Annotated in this window: 14 protein-coding genes and 1 riboswitch; of the genes, 8 read left to right on the forward strand and 6 right to left on the reverse strand. The window is 45.9% G+C overall.

The features are described from left to right. Positions 1–8 precede the first annotated feature (8 nt). The 5 genes from VRK_RS08515 (at position 9) to VRK_RS08535 (ending at position 5,416) form a co-directional block, all read left to right on the forward strand. Positions 9–1,520, forward strand: coding sequence for an inactive transglutaminase family protein (locus VRK_RS08515; RefSeq protein ID WP_059120960.1), 1,512 nt, complete (start codon positions 9–11; stop codon positions 1,518–1,520). Then, positions 1,517–2,497 (forward strand): alpha-L-glutamate ligase-like protein, encoded by a 981-nt coding sequence (locus tag VRK_RS08520; RefSeq protein WP_059120961.1) that lies wholly within the window; start codon positions 1,517–1,519, stop codon positions 2,495–2,497. Before VRK_RS08515 ends, VRK_RS08520 begins: the two co-directional genes overlap by 4 nt. Positions 2,498–2,690: 193 nt before the next feature. Next, positions 2,691–3,653: a glycosyltransferase family 2 protein gene (locus tag VRK_RS08525; protein WP_059122714.1), complete on the forward strand. Its 963-nt coding sequence runs from the start codon at positions 2,691–2,693 to the stop codon at positions 3,651–3,653. Next, positions 3,619–4,047 carry a GtrA family protein gene (locus VRK_RS08530; RefSeq protein WP_059120962.1) on the forward strand — a complete coding sequence of 143 codons (429 nt, stop codon included), beginning with the start codon at positions 3,619–3,621 and terminating at the stop codon, positions 4,045–4,047. The genes VRK_RS08525 and VRK_RS08530 overlap by 35 nt, the downstream gene beginning before the upstream one ends. Beyond that, positions 4,037–5,416, forward strand: coding sequence for a hypothetical protein (locus VRK_RS08535; protein ID WP_059120963.1), 1,380 nt, complete (start codon positions 4,037–4,039; stop codon positions 5,414–5,416). Before VRK_RS08530 ends, VRK_RS08535 begins: the two co-directional genes overlap by 11 nt. A gap of 156 nt (positions 5,417–5,572) precedes the next feature. On the opposite strand, the gene mukB is transcribed toward VRK_RS08535, so the two are convergent. From mukB to cmoM, 4 genes are read right to left on the reverse strand one after another with little or no spacing between them, the layout of a single operon-like run. Beyond that, positions 5,573–10,027 carry a chromosome partition protein MukB gene (mukB, locus tag VRK_RS08540; protein ID WP_059120964.1) on the reverse strand — a complete coding sequence of 1,485 codons (4,455 nt, stop codon included), beginning with the start codon at positions 10,025–10,027 and terminating at the stop codon, positions 5,573–5,575. Then, positions 10,024–10,752 (reverse strand): chromosome partition protein MukE, encoded by a 729-nt coding sequence (mukE, locus tag VRK_RS08545; RefSeq protein WP_059120965.1) that lies wholly within the window; start codon positions 10,750–10,752, stop codon positions 10,024–10,026. Before mukE ends, mukB begins: the two co-directional genes overlap by 4 nt. Beyond that, complete coding sequence (gene mukF / locus VRK_RS08550; RefSeq protein ID WP_157371884.1) at positions 10,730–12,073, reverse strand: chromosome partition protein MukF; 1,344 nt, start codon at positions 12,071–12,073, stop codon at positions 10,730–10,732. Before mukF ends, mukE begins: the two co-directional genes overlap by 23 nt. A gap of 14 nt (positions 12,074–12,087) precedes the next feature. Then, positions 12,088–12,867 (reverse strand): tRNA uridine 5-oxyacetic acid(34) methyltransferase CmoM, encoded by a 780-nt coding sequence (cmoM, locus tag VRK_RS08555; RefSeq protein ID WP_059120966.1) that lies wholly within the window; start codon positions 12,865–12,867, stop codon positions 12,088–12,090. Between the two features lie 87 nt (positions 12,868–12,954). Here cmoM and elyC point away from each other — a divergent pair, with 87 nt between their 5' ends. The 3 genes from elyC (at position 12,955) to VRK_RS08570 (ending at position 16,047) form a co-directional block, all read left to right on the forward strand. Further along, a complete protein-coding gene (elyC, locus tag VRK_RS08560) occupies positions 12,955–13,785 on the forward strand; it encodes an envelope biogenesis factor ElyC (protein WP_197413083.1) in 831 nt (276 codons plus the stop codon). Positions 13,786–14,089: 304 nt separating this feature from the next. Then, entirely contained in the window at positions 14,090–15,100 is a 1,011-nt protein-coding gene (gene purR / locus VRK_RS08565) for an HTH-type transcriptional repressor PurR (protein ID WP_059120967.1), read from the forward strand. Positions 15,101–15,242: 142 nt separating this feature from the next. After that, a riboswitch (cyclic di-GMP riboswitch) is annotated at positions 15,243–15,328 on the forward strand. 128 nt (positions 15,329–15,456) lie between these two features. Then, positions 15,457–16,047, forward strand: coding sequence for a TfoX/Sxy family DNA transformation protein (locus tag VRK_RS08570; protein WP_059120968.1), 591 nt, complete (start codon positions 15,457–15,459; stop codon positions 16,045–16,047). A gap of 152 nt (positions 16,048–16,199) precedes the next feature. Here VRK_RS08570 and glgA read toward each other — a convergent pair whose 3' ends face one another. Both glgA and glgC read right to left on the reverse strand, forming a co-directional pair. After that, the gene (gene glgA / locus VRK_RS08575; protein WP_059120969.1) at positions 16,200–17,657 is read right to left on the reverse strand and encodes a glycogen synthase GlgA; all 1,458 of its coding nucleotides are present in this window, start codon (positions 17,655–17,657) and stop codon (positions 16,200–16,202) included. Position 17,658: 1 nt separating this feature from the next. Continuing rightward, on the reverse strand, positions 17,659–18,876 hold the full coding sequence (glgC, locus tag VRK_RS08580; protein ID WP_059120970.1) for a glucose-1-phosphate adenylyltransferase: 1,218 nt from the start codon (positions 18,874–18,876) through the stop codon (positions 17,659–17,661). Positions 18,877–19,228: the final 352 nt, after the last annotated feature.

Below are 19,228 nucleotides of genomic sequence, written 5' to 3' on the forward strand. Positions count from 1 at the left end.
TATTGATCATGACCTCCCGAATTCCATTTTATATCTCTATCGTACTGCTGATTGCGATCGGCATTTATTTAAGCGTTTTTCGCCATCAGGTTTATGGTGTTCCCTGGACCCCCGGTGAGACGAGACAAGTCTGGGAAATTGAAGCACGAATTCAGTTTAATGCGCTGGGTAAAGAGGCCAAAGTTTCCCTTGCCGCGCCATACACCCAAGACGGATTCACGCTGATTAGTGAATCCGCCTCCTCACCGGGGTATGGGGTTTCTTATCTTGAATCGCCCCCGGGGAACAGACGTGCCGAATGGTCCATTCGCCGAGCCAGTGGCCCACAAACTATCTATTATAAAACACAATTCCTTGTCGACCCTGAGGCCAAATCACGTCCTGAGCCACCGCATGGTCCGGTTGATCGCCCGACATTCGATAGCCCGGAAGAAGCCGCCGCTGTCTCCCTGATTACGCAGGCAAGTGAACGTTCAGCCGATGATGTTACGTTTGCCAGAGAGCTCATCAAAGCGCTGAATGACGAGGAAAGTCAGAACGCACAACTCCTGCTGAACCAGATGACCAAATATGAAGCGACTCAGAAGATGCTTTCATACTCAGGCATTCCCAATAAGCTTGTCGGGGTACTGGAACTGGAAGATGGTCGTCGTCGTCAAAGTATCGAGCCAATGAATGAAGTCTGGGACGGAGAACGTTGGATTGTCTTTAATCCGGACACCGGTAAACAGGCGAACCATCCGAATTTGTTGGTGTGGGACGAATCCAATGTTTCCTTGCTTGACGTTGTCGGCGGTAAAAATAGTCAGGTACAGTTCAGCATGATTTCCCACGAGGTTTCGCCACAGGAAGCCACCAACAGTAAAGTCAATGCGGACGGATTGCTCAATCTATCGATTCATAGCCTACCGTTGGAAGAACAAGCGATGTTTAAAACCATCATGTTAATTCCTATCGGTGCCCTGATCGTGGTGTTTCTCCGCGTCATTATCGGACTCAAGACATCCGGGACGTTCATGCCGGTTCTTATCGCGGTGGCGTTTGTCCAGACGCAACTGCTCACGGGTATCATCGGTTTTCTATTGATTGTTGGTACAGGGCTATTTATCCGAAGTTACCTGTCCAAACTGAATCTGTTACTTGTGGCCCGAATATCAGCAGTGATCATCGCTGTTATTCTGATGATTTCGCTCTTTACAGTCCTCTCTTTCCGACTTGGGATTACTGAAGGGCTCACCATTACTTTCTTCCCCATGATTATTCTCTCATGGACCATTGAGCGGATGTCGATTCTCTGGGAAGAAGACGGTGCGAAAGAGGTCTTTCTGCAAGGCGGAGGCTCGCTGTTTACAGCAATTCTTGTTTATCTGGGAATGACGAATCCATATGTTCAGCATCTCACGTTTAATTTTATCGGATTACAGTTGATTGTGTTGGCACTCATTCTATTGCTGGGAACTTATACCGGTTATCGTGTCAGCGAATTAAAGCGCTTCAAGCCTCTGGTAGATGAACTATGATTTTCGAAAAATATACCTCCCCTTTTCGCTTAAGGCATAAGGGGATTCTGGGGATGAATAAACGCAACCATAGCTATATTGGTCGTTACAATGATCGCTCTAAATATCCCTTAGTTGATGACAAGCTTCAAACGAAAATCCTCGCCGAAAAAGCCGGATGTACCGTCCCCCAGCTCATCGGTGTGATTCGAAACCAGTATGAAGTCAAACAAATTCATCAACTGGTTCAGCAATGGCCAAGTTTTGTCATTAAGCCCGCTCGCGGCAGTGGCGGAAAAGGAATTTTGGTGGTGACTTCCCATCAAAACGGTGTGTATGTCAAACCATCCGGTGCCACACTCAGTGCTGAAGATGTGGAAAGACATGTCAGTAATGCGCTTGCCGGACTCTTTTCTCTGGGTGGTAAAAATGATGTAGCAGTCATCGAAAACCTGATTCAGTTTGATGACTGTTTCGACGGCTTCAGCTACGAAGGCGTACCGGATGTTCGGGTCATTGTTTTCAAAGGCTATCCAGTGATGTGCATGATGCGCCTTTCCACCAGTGCATCGGACGGAAAAGCAAACTTACACCAGGGAGCTGTTGGCGTTGGAATTGATATTGCAACCGGTCAGGCGGTACGAGCGGTGCAGTTCGGACAACCTGTGACACATCATCCGGATACCGGTCGAGCGTTAATTGAGCTGGAAGTACCTCACTGGCAACGCCTGCTTGAACTTGCCGCACAAGCATGGGAAATGACTGGCTTAGGCTATATCGGAACCGACATGGTGCTGGATAAAAATAAAGGCCCGATGGTACTGGAACTCAATGCTCGCCCCGGTCTTGCCATTCAGATCGCCAATGGTGCGGGTTTGTTACCCAGACTCAGACATATTGAACATATGGGTTCACCTGAATTACCGTTAACGCCCCGGGAACGTGTTGAATATGCCATGTATCATTTTGCTGCGGCATCACAACATTTAACACAATAAAATAAACCCGGCACCCACCCCCAATTCTATCTGCATAACAATATCAAACGAGATAGCATCCGGGGGTGTACAACGGCTATCTCCAACCAAGGTTGCTGATCTTTTCACCTCGCATTGTCATGATTCTTACATTCGATTGCTAGTCTGAATTTATGTCGTTATCCATGATGGAGCTATGTGGCAGACTATGAATATGAAAAAGAAAATATCCGTGATCGTTCCCTGTTTCAATGAAAGTGAAGTCATTGATTTCACGGTCAAGGAGCTAATTTCCGTCACGAATGCAATTCCCGGCTACCGTTTTGAGTTAATTTTTGTCAACGATGGCAGCTCGGATGACACTGAACAACAGTTACTGGCTCACAGCCGCCGATATCATCAGGTCATCGTACTCTCTCTTTCACGTAATTTCGGACACCAACAAGCTGTGACCGCCGGACTGGATGCCAGTACCGGTGATGCCGTGGTATTGATTGATGCCGATTTACAGGATCCACCGAAACTCATCGAACAAATGATCGCAAAATGGGAAGATGGTTATGATGTAGTCTACGGTACACGGGATCATCGAGAAGGCGAATCAGCTTTTAAACTTGCTTCAGCCAAACTGTTCTACCGGATGCTCAACCGTTTATCTGAAGTCCCGATCCCATTAGATACCGGTGATTTCCGGCTGATGGACAGACAAGTGGTCGATCAACTAATTGCCATGCCGGAGAAAGCTCGCTTTATCCGCGGCATGGTGAGCTGGATAGGCTTCAACCAAACGTCGATTCTTTATGAACGTTCACCTCGCTTTGCCGGAGAATCTAAATATCCGCTGAGTAAAATGCTTAAATTCGCATTAGATGGCATCCTGTCGTTTTCCGTAAAACCACTGAAATTATCCATCATGATGGGATTCCTGTGTTCCGGTGTTGCCTTTGCGATGCTTATGTACTCGATTTATATTCGTTTGATGACCGACCACTGGGTTTCCGGCTGGACTTCGCTATTCGTTGCGATTTTGTTTGTTGGTGGCGTACAGTTAATCTCAATTGGCATACTCGGTGAATATATCGCCCGGATCTACAATGAATCGAAAGGTCGTCCGCTTTATATTCTGAAAAAAGGAAGAGCGCTTGAATCTACCAAGAAACATTCCGTGGCTAGATAACCGAATTCGTCCCGAACTCAAACAAACCCTCCGTTTTGCGCTGGTGGGTATGATCAATACCGGGACGAGCTATATTCTATTCGTCATTCTGTATCAGCTTCTCGGTTATTATCTCGTGGCATCCATCCTGTCTTATATGATCGGGATGCTGATCAGTTTTGTCCTCAATCGAGGCTTTGTCTTCAAAAGCACCGCCCGGCGCGGTCAGTTGCTGCCGTTTTGTCTGGTCAATCTATCGTCACTCGCCTGTAGTACCGGCGTGTTGTATCTGTTGGTCGAACATCTCGCGATGTTCGTTTATTTTGCGCAAATTGTTGCGATTGGTGTCTCGATGACCATCAACTACCTAGGTTATCGCACCGTGTTTTCTTCTCGGAGGACAAATGATCAATAATCATGTTTCATCCCCCTCGATCCCATCCAATCCGTTCGATACCGTCTCCCTGCTCAAATGGAGCATTCTGGCGTTTACTCTGATATGGACACTATTCAATTTACACGAATCCATGTTGGAAAATGTGGCACATGATGCTTTACCTTATATGGACGATTATGTGTCTAAATTTGTCTCTGAAGGGCGCTGGGTTAATTTTGCTTTATTCGACCTATTGCGGCTGACTCCTGCGGTTGTCGCCGGCACCCTATGCAATGTATTTATCTTTATTTTTGGTTATCAGGTGGCGATAGGCGTAAGAAAAGATCGCTGGCTGGCTGGCTGCTTCGCGCTACTGGTGATCAATGTTCCTTATTTTACCATGTTGTTCAAATGGCCGATGACGTTGATTCCCGGCACACTGATGCTGGCACTGTTCAGTTGCATGAAAGATCGCTATTCACGCCCGGTGATCTTACTCACCTCCGGTATCCTATTGTTTGCAACCTACCCGGCATTCTATTTCCTGATGCCTTTGCTCTTTATCCGCCAGTTGAATGAAGAGAACTTCCGAAGTTTGCTGCAATTTCTTGGTTTCTGGATTGCCGGCTATGTGCTCGGCTATGCCGTCGCGAATTTGAGTGTTTATGCTTATACCCTGCTCCAGAACGGAACGGGTCAGTTTATTGAATTTGTCTCATGGCGGAAATCAACCCCATCGACGGATATCAGTGGGATTCTCGCCAATATTGCAAAAAGTGCGGGGAATTTTGAACGCAATGCCCGCTATCTGGCGGAGTTAAGTCCTCTGTTCTATATCCCGGCGGCTATCACACTGGTCTGGGCATTAAAGCATCATCTGAAATATACCCTTGTGGCTTTGCTGGTGGTGTTTTCCATCTATGCCAGCGTTATCCCTCTGGGTGTGAAAGTGCCGCTGCGCTCCGGGGTTACACTACCACTAGGTATGGCGATGCTGGTATTGTTAGCTCCCCGGTTCTGGTGGCGAACCCTGCTGTTGGTGACCCTGTTTATCCCGTTTGCGTGGCAGATGCATCAATATAATTATGGCTACAACGAGAAACGCATTCTCTTTGCGGAAATGATAACCGAACATGATCCCCACGATTATCTGCAACAACCGCAGCAGTTCAAACAAATTATTATCAGTGTTGATGAAACCAAAACCAGTGCATATTTCTACCGACTCACCGGCTCCGATGTATTTAAGAATCTCTCTAACCTAAGACTGCACTATATCAAGCCTTATCTGTATCAATATGGCTGGCATAATAGCGACATCGTTGTCAAAGATGTTCCGAGGGCACAGGTTCGGGGAGAAGCAACGATTGAAAAACAAGGCGATAAGCTATTGGTCTCTATCGATTAACCCAATACATCGTCATCTCAAACCAAGTGTTCATCAGAGTGGTATACATTCTCTCATCAGTCTGTGACATGATTGGTCGCCGACATAAAAAAGAGCCACCGGATTTCAGGTGGCTCTTTTTTATTTTACCGCTGATGTCCTAATCCGACTGAAGCATTAAGACGCTTCTGCCGTCAGGTCCTCGGATTCAGGTGCATGATTGTGACCGAACCCCCGCAGACCCACCACATGAACGTGTTCATGATTTTTGTGGATCTTCCGCACTAATTTATAGGTGGTACCTTTTTCCGGGCTGATATTTTCCGGTGCTGCAATCAATAATTGCATGTCTAATCGATCACACAACTCAAATAGTGTTGCAATCGACTTGGCATCGAGACGTGCTGCTTCATCGAGGAACAAAAGACGACACGGCACGATATCTTTGCTACGCAGACGACGGGATTCTTCCTCCCAGCTCTGCACGACCATCAACAGAATCGACTGGCCGGTCCCGATCGCTTCACCTGTTGAGAGTGCACCAGATTCGGCCTGTAACCAACCATCGGCCCCGCGATTCACTTCCACATTCAGCTCAAGATAATTCCGGTAGTCAAGCAGCTCTTCGCCCAACACTTGAGGTGAACGCTGCCCCATATCAATATGCGGATTGACCCGCTGGAATAATTTCGCCATTGATTCAGAGAAGGTATAGCGCGGGCTGTTGAACAAGTCTTGATGCTGTGCCTGTTGTTCTGACAAGCCGGTCAGTAACATTTCATGGCTTTCGCGCACTTTGACATTCAAACGCACCCCATTCACCTGACCAAAATGAATATTGGACAAGCCTTGGTTGAGCATCCGAATTCGGTTCTGCTCCCGCTGAATGGTCTTGAGAATAATGCTCGCGACCGACTCAGAACTGATTGCCAAACGAGATTCTCGCTGGGTCAGCTCTTCCGTCAAGCGGGCAAGCTCAACTTCCATTTCTTCAATCGCTTCAACCGGATCATCGGTACGAATGATATCCTGACGAATCCGTTCACGTAGATGCTGATACACTTCAATATAAAACAGGACTTTACGCTCCGGTCTGGCATTATCCTCAGACTGACGTAAAGCGTCTCTCAGCGTATCATTATCGGCAACAGCCAGACGCAACGAACCTAACGCCTTATCCGACATGGAACGCAGTTCTCCTGCCGACAGATAAGCCAGCTCACGTTTATGCAGACGTCGCTCAACATCATGAGCACGAGCAAGTCTCAGTACCGAACACCATCCTGCTTTGGCATTGACGATAAACGTTCTGAGATCACGATACTCTTTCTCAACCTTCTTCAGTTGCCGGCTCAACGCGGTCATCTCCATTTCAGTCGATGTCCGGGTTCTCTCCAGCTCACTCTGCCGTTGCCGGGAAACATTCAAACGCTCGTACAGCTCATTTTTACGGTGTTCTGCGCGTTCCAAAGCACTCGTATCGGTATGCACGCCCAACTCTTGTAACTCTTGCTCAAACTCCTGCACGGTTTCGAGTTTTGACTGATGTGCACTCTTGAGCGATGCCAGAACTTGGTGATACTGACTGGCCTGCCCCTGACGCGACTTCAAGACTTCTCTGGCTTCACCGCGCTGTGATTCCGCAAGTTGTAATTTCTCTTTCAACTGCTCACTCAATACATCACTCTGGTTGACTAACGTCACCGCATCGGAATAACGCAAATGATGACGGCGCTCGATCAAATCCGAAATGGCAAAAATCTGGGTTTTCACTTGCTGCAACTGTTGGTCAGCGTCGTGATACTCACTTTCCAGCGCGTCAAACTGTTCCGGATCGTTTTCGAGAGCATGGATACAGCGACTCAATTGTTCGATTGCCGGACCATGTTGCGTCAAAAACCGTTTGGCCTCGTCCAGCTCCGCAAGGCTGTCTTCAATCTCACTGGCTTGATCCTGCAATGTATCATCGGCCAACAGATGAACAAAAGGCGCAACCTTCTCAAGCAGAGATAACGCGTTTTTACTCTGTTGTTGCCGTGTTTGTAGCTGCTGTTCCTGATGGCTCAGTTCAGTCAGTGAGCGACCAAACTGATTCAACTGCTCACGACACGTCTGAAGTGCCTGTTCCGGATCCGCTTCAAACGCTGTCGTCATATGAGACGCCACAAACGTCTGATATGCCTGATACAGACGTTGCAGCTTTTGCGCATCAAATGAAGCTTTGGCATACAACTCAACAATATCGTCTCGCTGCGCCCGCAGTTGCTCCAGTCGCTGCTCTCTTGCCGCCCGGCCGAATAAAGGAATCTCCGGGAAACGAGAGTAGCGGATCTGACGATCATTCAGACGGACACACACCGCACCTTCAAGTTCATCGGCATCAAACGAACTGTCATCAAACGCATCAACATCGCCTTCAATGATATAGACATCTTCCGGACAATCATCCAACTCCGCCAAGCGCGCCTGAATTTCTGACAAATCAGAGACAACAATCGCATGTCTGGCCGGCCCGTACATCGCACTGAAATAAGGGGCGTCTTCCAACGTAATATCATCATAAATTTCAGATAACAGCATGCCGCCTAATGTATCAGCCAGCGATTTTAACCGTGCATCATTGGCTCCGCCGGGAGAAGCCAGACGTTCAATGTCTTGCTCAAGGTTGTGACGCTGTAATGCTAATTTTTCTTTCTCTGATGTCTGCTGTTTTTCCCGTTCCAACGTATGCTGCATATGAGAAAACACAGCTTGTGAGTTTTCCAGCGCTTCACCGCTCTGTTCACGCAGATCATCCAACGCATTACGCGCAACAATCCACTGTGGAGCAATCTTCTCTAACCGCTGAATCTGCGCCCGAACATCTTCTTGATTCCGGCGCAAATCACTACGTGATTCTCGAAGAGAAATTAGTTCTTCTTCGACAACATCCAGGACTTCTTGATGTTTCTCACGCGCTTCATTGATCGTCGATTCATCATCAAGCGTTTCCTGATGTTCCTGATGGTAGGCATCGGCCAGTGCCGCGATATTATTCTGGCGCTCCAGCTGACGGGAAACTTCACTCTGACGGGTGTACCACTGTTTTTCCTGCGCAATCAGTTGTTTGCATTGTCGTGATTTCTCAATCAGGGTTACACCGTGTTCATAGGCGGTATGGCGCGCCACATCGCCGAGCACAGATTGGACTAACTGAAATGCCTGTTCAAACTGAGTGGCGACAGCGGCTGACATATCCAGACGATGTTTCAGTTGCAAAACTCGCTCGGTCATCTCGTGCTGTGATTGATTCAAGGTCTGAATTTTCTGCGATGCATTTTCAGCCGTGAGACTGTCATCATCCAGCGCAGCTTTCGCTTTTTCGAGAGCCTGAACGGCTTGCTGGTATTGAAGAGCTCGGGTTTGCTGCACATCCAGTGCCTGCTGATAATCGGCCAGTTGCGACTTCAGACTATCGACTTCATCTTCTAGAATCGTGGCATGCTGCTCAGCTTCATACGTCTGTTCCTGAGCCTCTTCAACCACCATTAGTTGTTCTTCCAGCCGCTCATTCAGCTCTTCCAGATCTTCCCGATAGCGCTCGATTTTTTCTTTCTGACGTAATGCGTTATGCACCAGTTGTAGGTAATCAGATGCACTCTGGTGATCTTGCTCCAGTGCGGATTCCTGCTCCGTCAGTTCATCGAGTTCATCTTTAACGCGAGTCAGCAGCTCGCTTTGCGTCACTAAGGTTTGCTGAGCCCCAAACAGTGTCTGGCGGAATGACAGTGCCTGTTCGACTTTGCTGCGCCGCTCATTGGCATGACGCATGTAATCAGACGCAACATAGTTGGTCGATTCGGTAATCAGATGTTTGAACAGATCCCGATCCGCTTGCGTGGTTTTGATCGCTTCAAGCGTCATCCGGTTTTCACGCAGCGCCGCTTCCATATCCTGAAACGCTTTTTTCACCCCGCCATTCTGCGGCAACAGATAATCCCGCAGCGAACGCGTTATCGCACTGGAAATACCGCCGTACAAAGAGGCTTCAATCAAACGATAAAATTTGGAGCGGTCACTACTCGAACGCATTTTTTTCGGTACAACCCCAAATTCAAACATCTGGGTATGGTAATCCACCACTGAGCTAAATGTTTTGAACTGCGTCCCTTCCAAGCCTGCAACAGCATCTTTGACCTCATTGACGGTCCGAACCCGTGCCTGTTGATCTGAAAGAGTTTCAATCAAAATATCGGTGGGGCGAACATGGCTAGGCAGACCCTGAACCAGAAACGGCTTAATATCGACTTTTTTATCCCGACCGGCAACCTGTTGTAGCCGGACAGCGAACAACACTCTCTGCTTACGGGAGTTGACAACGTCTAACGCTGCATAACAAGTACCGGGTTGAAGTTTGCCGTGTAACCCCTTATCTCTCGACGACTGGGAACTGCCCGCTTCGGTGGTATTACGAAAATGCAGCAGACTTTGATCAGGGATCAGCGCGGTAATAAAGGCCGCCATCGTGGTTGATTTCCCCGCGCCATTCCCACCGGAAAGTGTGGTGACCAAATTATCAATATCAAACGTACGGGCAAAAAAACCGTTCCAGTTGATCATGGTCAGCGATTGATATTTACCTCTTTCAATCATGCTTCACCTTCAAATCCTGTTAATGCTTCTGATGAGGTTTCTGCTGTCTCCTCATCGGTATCTTCCACCACTTCATGACTATCCCGGCTAGGGACAACCGCTTCACCGTCACGAATCAATCTCAACTGCGCTTCTTGCATGTCATCACCGACACGGACATCTGCACCGAAGCGGAACACTGCTTCGGTAATCCGAAACTTTTCACTCTCTCCCAGAACGACCAGCATTCCCATTCGGCGCAGTCTTCGTAACGACGTCCTGACTTTTTCAAACAGCTTTTCCCGATCCAGATCCGACCCGCCGGCCCGGAAAGTCACCAAGCGCATCAACTTTTTCTCATCGACCAGCGTGAGTAACTCTTCATACAATTCCTGATGGGTAAAAATCCCTTCATGGGCCAGTCTTTCAGGACTGAGATACAAAAAGCAAAGCACTTTGCCAACCAACATATCGAGTTCGGATAACACGCTCCGATGGAGCAATGATGTGGAACGCGGCCTTAAATAAAAGAAACCTTCGGGAGCGCGTATCAGCTCGGTATTATAACGTTGGTAAAACTGGGCCAGTTCAGGCTCAAAATCGGACAAAAATGTGTGATTATCCATATCTTCACCGGAAACATGCCTGCCGGCACGTAATAAACTATCCAATGCCGGAAAGAGCGGATTGGAAAGTGCTTTGACCAGTTTCTCTGGCATATATTCATTCATATCTGTCGATGACATTTGCTTGTACCTTTGCACCAAATTCATTGATTGCCTGCCAATCTGGCTGAATCGCCTGATAATCAGACGCGGAATATCCCAGCCGAACTGCCTGATCGACCACAATTCTGGCTAAATCAAAATGATGCGTTTTTGGATGTTCTGTGAGGTAATTTTTTAAAATGATGCCGAGATCGATCGGTGTACCTTGATCTTTATGCACGGTGAGCATTTCACCGATCTGCTCTGCCAACACATCGTTGACCTGTTGAAATTCTTCATATTCAACATCTTCGGGGACTTGCCCTGTGACTTCATCGTCCCGGAGAACCAAGGCTTCATCCCGCATGTCCATAAAGCGCTCCGCATCGGCAAAGGTCAGGAACCAAGGTGCCGCGAAGTAGTCGTTCATCGATTGACGCAAACGCTGACTAAACGCACGGTTTTGGTCCATATCAATCGCGGTTCGGATAAATTTATGGACATGTCGATCATAACCGATCCATAAGTCAATGGTCTGTTGGCCCCAACTGATGATTCGGTCTAGTTTTATTTGTAACTGAAATAATATTTCTTCAATAAAATCCAGCTCGGATTCACCATAAACACATTCCTGAATATCGAGAATCTGCGTCTGCATTTCATCACCGGCAGCCTGAAGCGTGTCTTGTAACTCTTTCAACGTTGATGATGTCTCTGACAAGAGTGATTCACAGTTCTGAATCGCATCACGCCAGTCTTTGTTCAACAACTGGGCAATCTGTTCTTTAATTTCTTGTTGCTGCTCATCCATTACCCGCTGGTTGAGATCGATTTGATCAAAAATCTCACCCACGGAATATTTCAAGACCCCATAAACATTCTTTTGCCAGTGAGATACTGCGCCACCTTTTTCAGCAGCTTCTTTGGCCTTGGCCATTTCATCAGCAACAATCGACAATTGAATCGATAGTTTCAGTTTAGAAAATTCACGATGACGCAGATAATAATCAGTAATGCCAATCGCCAATGGTGATAACCGATAGATACTTGCTCCATCGGTCACTTCACTGGTAAAACGCCGGATAAGCCGTTGGTGAACCAAATCATTGATCGCGTTATTGGCCCGAAAAGCGGACGCTTCCCCGGTCTCATCAAATAACCGAGTGACGATTGCAAATGCATCATGTAATTCCCCTTCACCGAGTTCGTCATCAAATCGATCCCGACTCAATACGGCAATCGCAATCAAAAATGCGAGTCGCTCAGTATCCAGGTTGAGAGACAAGTCATGCTGCCTGACCCATCCAACCAATTCATCGATTGGTTGTACTTCGGCTTGTTGCGCCAATTCGTCTATCATTGTTTCCATCATTTTTACTTTTTTCTGGCCCATACATGAATATAACGGCCCAGAGATAAATAAGGCTCTTGCCGACATAATTGTCTTTCAAGCGCCAGTAGATCTTCTTCACTGTATTCACCCATATTCTGGCGATTACCAATGTAATCACTGAACGAACGAATACCGCTTTTACCCTCAATACTGAATCCACAAGCTTCTATCCATTGATAGACCGCCTCTGGATTCAGGCCTTTTTGCGGCTGTAACTTAAATCGTTTGCGATATGGCATACCATCCAACACATGGGGAATATTTCCGCATATGACATTTTTCAGCACCAATCCGTGATGATTGTAAAACATGACGGACGCAACGCCACCGGTCCGGACCTGAGCCAGTAATTTTTCCAGCGCATCCTTCGGGTCAGCCAACCACTCCATCACGGCATGAAACATCAAGAAGTCAACCGGATCGGTGATATATTGTTGCATATCTTGCACTGCCGCATGGACAAAGCGATACTGCGCAAGCAGACCATTTTTTTCAATATCGGTCTGCGCCAACTGCAACATTTCAGAAGAAAGATCACATAATGTCACCTGATGTCCTTGCATCGCGAGCCGTTGCGATAGCTGTGCCAGCCCGCCACCGGCATCCAGCACCGAAAGTGGGAACTGTTCCGGAGAAAATGATGTTAAAATAGTTTGAATATCTTCCCACACAATGGTCTGACGAATCATACCTTTGTCAGAGCCGTATATATTTTTTGCAAATTTGTGGGCAATATCGTCGAAATTGCGATCTTCAGTCACAGTAGCTTGAGTTATGATAACGAATCGTGCTGCTATTCTGTCATAGGAATGGCAGGAATAAAGAGGATTATTCGTTTTTAATCTCAATTGCTGTTTTTTCGGACTATTTCTTATATGTTTGAGCTTAAAAAAATCATATCTGCATTAATGATGCCCCTTCCCGCCCTGCTCATCATCGGTTTTATCGGCCTGATGATGATTATGTTTTCAACAAAGAGGAAAATCGGTTGCCTGATTGTTCTGTTCTCTTACACATTGCTGTTTCTGGCATCATTTCAACCTGTTTCTGATCGCCTTCTCGCGCCACTGGAACGCAAGTATTCAGCCTTTTTACCCGTTGAAGGTAGCATCGACTACATCATGGTTCTCGGCAGTGGTCATGTCGTCGATGATCAGCTCCCACCGACATCTCAGCTCAGTCGCTCAGCACTGATGCGACTCACAGAAGGTATCCGAATTATGCGGATGTACCCGGGGGCTCGCCTGATTCTTTCCGGATATGCCGGCGGTACCCGATTCAGTCATGCCCGAATGTTGGCAAGAGTTGCTTTATCACTCGGTGTGGCAAAATCAGACATCGTGTTATTGGAAAGTGCTAAAGATACTTGGGAAGAAGCCCAGTTAGCCGCAAGTTTTGTCGGACCGAGAAAATTAGTACTCGTCACATCTGCCAGTCATATGGATCGCGCGTTACATGAATTCCAGTCTGCCGGACTCAATCCGATCCCGGCACCGACCAACTACCTGTCTTATAAAAATATAGCGCAACCGTGGATAAAATATGCCCCTAAAGCGATTTATCTTGAACAGACGGAGAAATATTGGCATGAAACATTGGGAAAGTTTTGGCACTATTTGAAAAACTGGGTCGCCAATCAGGAAGCGACCGTCTCTGAACCAATGAAACAAGAGCTGTAGCATGATGTTATCTCCCCATACTAGTTCGATTCACGGTCAGATCATGCAGATAAGTAGGAGGAGTTCCTCATTTTGATTGCTATTACGGAATCGGCAGTCTAAAATTCGCGACTAAAGCATATTCTGTACCAGACAAAAACCGCTAAATTTAGCGGTTTTTGTCCTTATTGCCGGATAACCTCACAATGTAATTTCAGTACGGGTTATCCGATTATATAAGTAGATAAAATCTTCATAACTCAACTTTCAATTGTAATTTGCTCCGGATTGCTGGGTCTTCAGCATAAGCGACAGGACAATACCTATGGCTACGATAAAAGACGTTGCCCGCTTAGCGGGAGTTTCAACAACAACTGTTTCACATGTAATTAATAAAACTCGGTTTGTGGCAGAAACGACTCAGGAAAAAGTCATGGCAGCCGTGAAGACACTGAACTATGCACCAAGTGCTGTTGCCCGGAGTCTGAAATGCAACTCAACGCGTACAATCGGGATGTTAGTGACCCAGTCTACCAACCCCTTCTTCTCTGAAGTCATCGATGGTGTTGAAAGCTATTGTTACCGACAAGGCTATACACTCATCTTGTGTAATACCGGTGGCCTCTATGAGAAGCAACGCGACTATATCCGGATGCTGGCTGAAAAACGGGTCGATGGGATATTAGTCATATGTTCTGACCTGACTGCCGAGCTTTTAGAAATGCTCGAAGCCTATAGTGATATTCCCAAAGTCATTATGGACTGGGGGCCAGAAAGCTCTCAAGCCGACAAAATCATCGATAATTCAGAAGAAGGCGGCTACCTTGCAACCAAGTATCTGCTCGATAAAGGTCACCGTGATATTGCTTGTCTGAGTGGACATTTAGCAAAAGCCGCTTGTCAGGAACGGATTCAAGGGTTTCGCAGAGCAATGGCTGAAGCGGGACTAACTCCCAATGAAGACTGGATTCTGGAAGGCAACTTCGAATGTGATACTGCGGTTCTGGCTGCTGACAAAATCATTGCGATGGATGAACAGCCCACTGCCGTTTTTTGCTTCAACGACACGATGGCTTTAGGATTGATGAGTCGTTTACAACAGAGAGGCATCAAGATTCCTGAAGATATATCGGTGATCGGTTACGACAATATTGAGATCTCTGAATATTTTTCTCCACCGCTGACAACCATTCACCAACCTAAACGCCGGGTCGGAAAAAATGCTTTTGAAATCTTATTGGAACGAATCAAAAGTAAAGAGCATGAGCGTCGTACGTTTGAAATGCATCCTGAAATTGTAGAACGCAATACCGTTAAAGATTTAAACAAAAATTAACACCTGATTGACATTTCGTTGGAGGGAGGTCATTCCTCCAACCACTTTCTTTCTATTGATAACCTTTATTAATTGGACTAGAATCACATATTGTGGAGTAGTTATTAGGATACTTACTTCATAATTCCGTACTGGAAAAGTGTCACGCACAGGGCAAACCATCTGAAAAGATGGGACGCAAAGCCTCCGGCCTAAACCATGAAAATGATAGGTAGCGGGGTTACCGATGGCAAAAATGCATTTCATGTTCGTCAATCATTTGACGTTTTGTTAACATACTTCCTGCATTCTTTTGCTAAATTCTCGGACCTGACTTTGGTGGCGTATTCATTTAAAAATACACCGAGACGTAAAGCATGGACAAACCAATTCTTAGAGATTCAATGCGGCTTTTTGAACAACTGGGCCGTGTCAAATCACGCTCAATGTTCGGCGGGTTTGGTATTTTCGTAAACGACATTATGTTTGCACTTGTCGTTCAAGACAAACTACATATACGAGCAGACAGTCATTCACTGGAAACGTTTAAAGCAAAAGGTTTTGAACCTTATGTGTATACTAAACGTGGTTTTCCTGTTGTGACTAAGTATTTTGCGCTTCCCGCAGACTATTGGGATGATATCAATACGATTCTCAATATCGCGAAACAAGCCTATTTGAATGCAAAGGATGAAAAAACGACGCATGTAGAAACAAAACCGCAACGATTGAAAGATCTGCCGAATCTTCGCCTAGCAACCGAACGGATGCTACGCAAAGCAGGTATTCATTCCGTTGAAGAACTTCATCAGAAAGGTTCTCTCAGTGCATATAAAGCGATTTTGAGCTCTCATCCTTCAACACAACCACCGCTAGAGCTCCTATGGGCATTAGAAGGTGCGATTGAAGGAAAGCACTGGTCAGTGATTTCTCAAGCAAGACGCGATGAGCTGGCTCGGCAAATTTAATTTGTTGAACAAGCTTTCCTCTATCGTATACATGCCCCAAAGTATACAACTCCCATCTGGTCATCGAGCCTGAACAACAAAGCACCGTCAACGGTGCTTTGTTATTTTTCATCATTTGTTGTTTCTCAAGAGCATGAGATTCAATGCATAAATTAGTAGCCCATCAGCGCGGCTTCATACATCCGAACATACTGCTGAGCAGAATCTTCCCAACGAAAATCTTGCTGCATAGCACGCAACTGTATATCTAACTTTTTCTCTGGATGCTGCAAATAGAACAGTAATGCACGCTGCATACAGATGAGTAATGCTTCCGGAGTCGGTTCCATAAAACTGAACCCCGTCGCTTTATCGGGGAAATGGTCATAGTTAAAAACGGTGTCTTTCAACCCACCCACCTCTCGAACAATCGGCAGCGTGCCATAAGCCATACTATAAATCTGATTCAATCCACACGCTTCAAACTCAGAGGGCATCAAAAAGAAATCTGCTGCGGCTTCGACCAAATGAGCAAAACGGTTACTGTAAGCCTCAACAAACGCAAATTTTTGTGATGACGTCGCAGAAATCTGATGTAGACGATTCGCGATCTCCGGCTCCCCTGTCCCGACAATCACCAGTTGCACGTCATTTCGCAAAAACTGTTCCAGAATCGGCAACAGATAGTGAAACCCTTTTTGATAAGTCAAACGACAGACCATCCCAAACACGGGTACATCCCTAGTTGGCAATAACAACTCTTCCTGTAGCTGATGTTTGCAGGTCGCTTTCCCTTCTATTAACGAATCGGGCTCATTGGTGTAATTGCGTGGAATATAACTGTCAATTCGAGGATTCCACTCTGAGTAGTCACAACCATTAATAATACCGAACAAATCCCTCTCGCGACGGACAAAATCATCGACTAATCCGTGGGCACCAAGTGGTGTCAATAACTCTGCAGCATAGTGAGGACTCACGGCATTAATCTTATCTGCATACGCAATGCCGACTCTGAGCACACTCACATAACCATGACCATACTGTAGGGACGCCATACCACTTAAATGTAGTTCAGGGATAATCTCCAATTCATCATAAGAAAAGACCCCTTTAAACAGAGCATTATGAATCGTCAATATACTCTTCATCCGCTGAAAATAAGGATCATTGGCATAGCGTGTTTTTAATAGAAAAGGGACAAATCCGGTATGCCAATCGTTGGCATGAATAATATCAGGCTGAATGCCCAACTTCGGTAAAACATCCAGTACCGCAGCAGAAAAGAATCCAAAGCGTTCCCCATTATCGGCATAGGCCCGATTATGTTCGGAATACAGCTCCGGCCGATCAAAATATTTATCACAATCAATCAGGTAAATTTCAACACCGTCCCGATCAAACTTGCGAACTTGATACGCTGTATGGGGCCAATGAGACAGTTCAGTCTCCAAAATCACAGCTGTGTCAGCTTTGTCCGGCACGAGACGATAACCCGGCAACACAATTCTTACACGATGCCCCATGCCACTCAAAACCGTAGGAAGCGCTTTGGCGACATCAGCCAAACCACCACTTTTTACAATCCCTGCAACTTCTGAAACGGTAAACCATACATCGATTTGTTCCATGTTAGAATCCAACTTTCATTCCTTTTGCAATCACCACAATTCCCCCTTCAGAGACATAGAATCGCTTCCTATCCAATTCTAAGTCTTCACCAATCACGGTGCCGGGTGCAATTTCAACATGCTTATCAATAATAGTCCGTTTTATGGTACAACCGGCACCAATTTTTCCATCACCTAAAATAACAGATTCACTGATATGAGACCCAGCTGCAATATTACTCCGATAACCAAGAATTGATTTAAAAATCGTTGCCCCTTGAATATAACTACCGCCCGATACCAGACTATCAGTAATCTTAACACGGCGATCATCGGCATCCACAAACGTTGCAGGTGGTAACGGTGGATAATAGGTATGCAGCGGCCAACTTCGGTTGTACAGTGAAAACAAGGGATCATTATTCAGCAAATCCATGTTGGCGGCCCAATAAGAGTCAATCGTTCCAACATCCCGCCAATAGGTGGTTTTTTTTTCACCTTTAATTTTATTGGTCGAGAAGTCGTAAACGTAAACATGTCCTTCAGGAAAAAGTTTCGGAATAATATCTTTCCCGAAATCATGGCTGGAATGTACATTGGCTGCATCTTTTTTCAGTTCATCGCAAAGAACATCCGCATCAAAAATATAGTTTCCCATCGAAATTAACGCCCACTCCGGTTCTCCGGGAATCGGCTTAGGTTTGTCCGGTTTCTCTTCAAAACCGATCATCTTTCCATCACAGTCCACTTCAATCACACCAAACTGGGATGCATCCTTGATTGGCATACGTAACGCAGAGACAGTTAGATGAGCTTCTGTCTGTTTATGGAAATCCAGCATCTGGCGAACATCCATTTTATAGATATGATCCGAGCCGAATATACAAACATAATCAGGTGAGGCAAGTTCGATGAAACGAACATTTTGATAAATGGCATCAGCGGTTCCTTCATACCAACGTCTCCCATCTCTCATCTGAGCAGGAATAACATCAATGAATCGATCCGTAATACCAGACACATTCCAACCTTTTTTCAGGTGGACATAAAGTGATTGAGACTTAAATTGGGTCAATACGTAAATACGCATCAAATCCGCATTGACAAAGTTGTTCAGAGCAAAATCAATCAACCGATAGCTTCCTCCAAACGGAACTGCGGGTTTACTTCTGCCTTCGGTTAAAGGTCTCAGCCGAGATCCTTCACCACCAGCTAAGATCATACTCAATACACCAGCCATTATTGAAACTCCATATTACCTTTTTATAATCTGCTGCGACCTAGTGCCATAGGCCGGTACTTACTTTTTCATGTCACAAAAAATTAATGCAACACGTTGTTTATAACTTATCGGGATTATCACAGAATACAAAATTGAAACGCCAAACTAGTGAAGCACCTATCGGTTAGCGTCTCTAACTCCCAAGCTAGTTCACAAAAAGCAAAAAAAGTAAGAATATTATGAGCATCATGCTACAGCGCAGACCAAGGGATTATATGAAATCATCACTAAGCCTCCCTACCGATCTCGATACTGCCGGAACATTCAAAATAAATAGCAATATAAATAAGTGATGATATAAAAAAGGCAG

Source organism: Vibrio sp. MEBiC08052 (assembly GCF_001506075.1).
GTDB lineage: Bacteria > Pseudomonadota > Gammaproteobacteria > Enterobacterales > Vibrionaceae > Vibrio.

Bases quoted from the DNA above. Each gene is read 5' to 3' on its own strand.
- glgA (WP_059120969.1), bottom strand. From the start codon at position 17,657: ATGGAACAAATCGATGTATGGTTTACCGTTTCAGAAGTTGCAGGGATT.
- VRK_RS08520 (WP_059120961.1), top strand. From the start codon at position 1,517: ATGATTTTCGAAAAATATACCTCCCCTTTTCGCTTAAGGCATAAGGGG.
- glgC (WP_059120970.1), bottom strand. From the start codon at position 18,876: ATGGCTGGTGTATTGAGTATGATCTTAGCTGGTGGTGAAGGATCTCGG.
- mukB (WP_059120964.1), bottom strand. From the start codon at position 10,027: ATGATTGAAAGAGGTAAATATCAATCGCTGACCATGATCAACTGGAAC.
- mukF (WP_157371884.1), bottom strand. From the start codon at position 12,073: ATGATAGACGAATTGGCGCAACAAGCCGAAGTACAACCAATCGATGAA.
- purR (WP_059120967.1), top strand. From the start codon at position 14,090: ATGGCTACGATAAAAGACGTTGCCCGCTTAGCGGGAGTTTCAACAACA.
- VRK_RS08570 (WP_059120968.1), top strand. From the start codon at position 15,457: ATGGACAAACCAATTCTTAGAGATTCAATGCGGCTTTTTGAACAACTG.
- VRK_RS08525 (WP_059122714.1), top strand. From the start codon at position 2,691: ATGAAAAAGAAAATATCCGTGATCGTTCCCTGTTTCAATGAAAGTGAA.
- VRK_RS08535 (WP_059120963.1), top strand. From the start codon at position 4,037: ATGATCAATAATCATGTTTCATCCCCCTCGATCCCATCCAATCCGTTC.
- VRK_RS08515 (WP_059120960.1), top strand. From the start codon at position 9: ATGACCTCCCGAATTCCATTTTATATCTCTATCGTACTGCTGATTGCG.
- mukE (WP_059120965.1), bottom strand. From the start codon at position 10,752: ATGTCATCGACAGATATGAATGAATATATGCCAGAGAAACTGGTCAAA.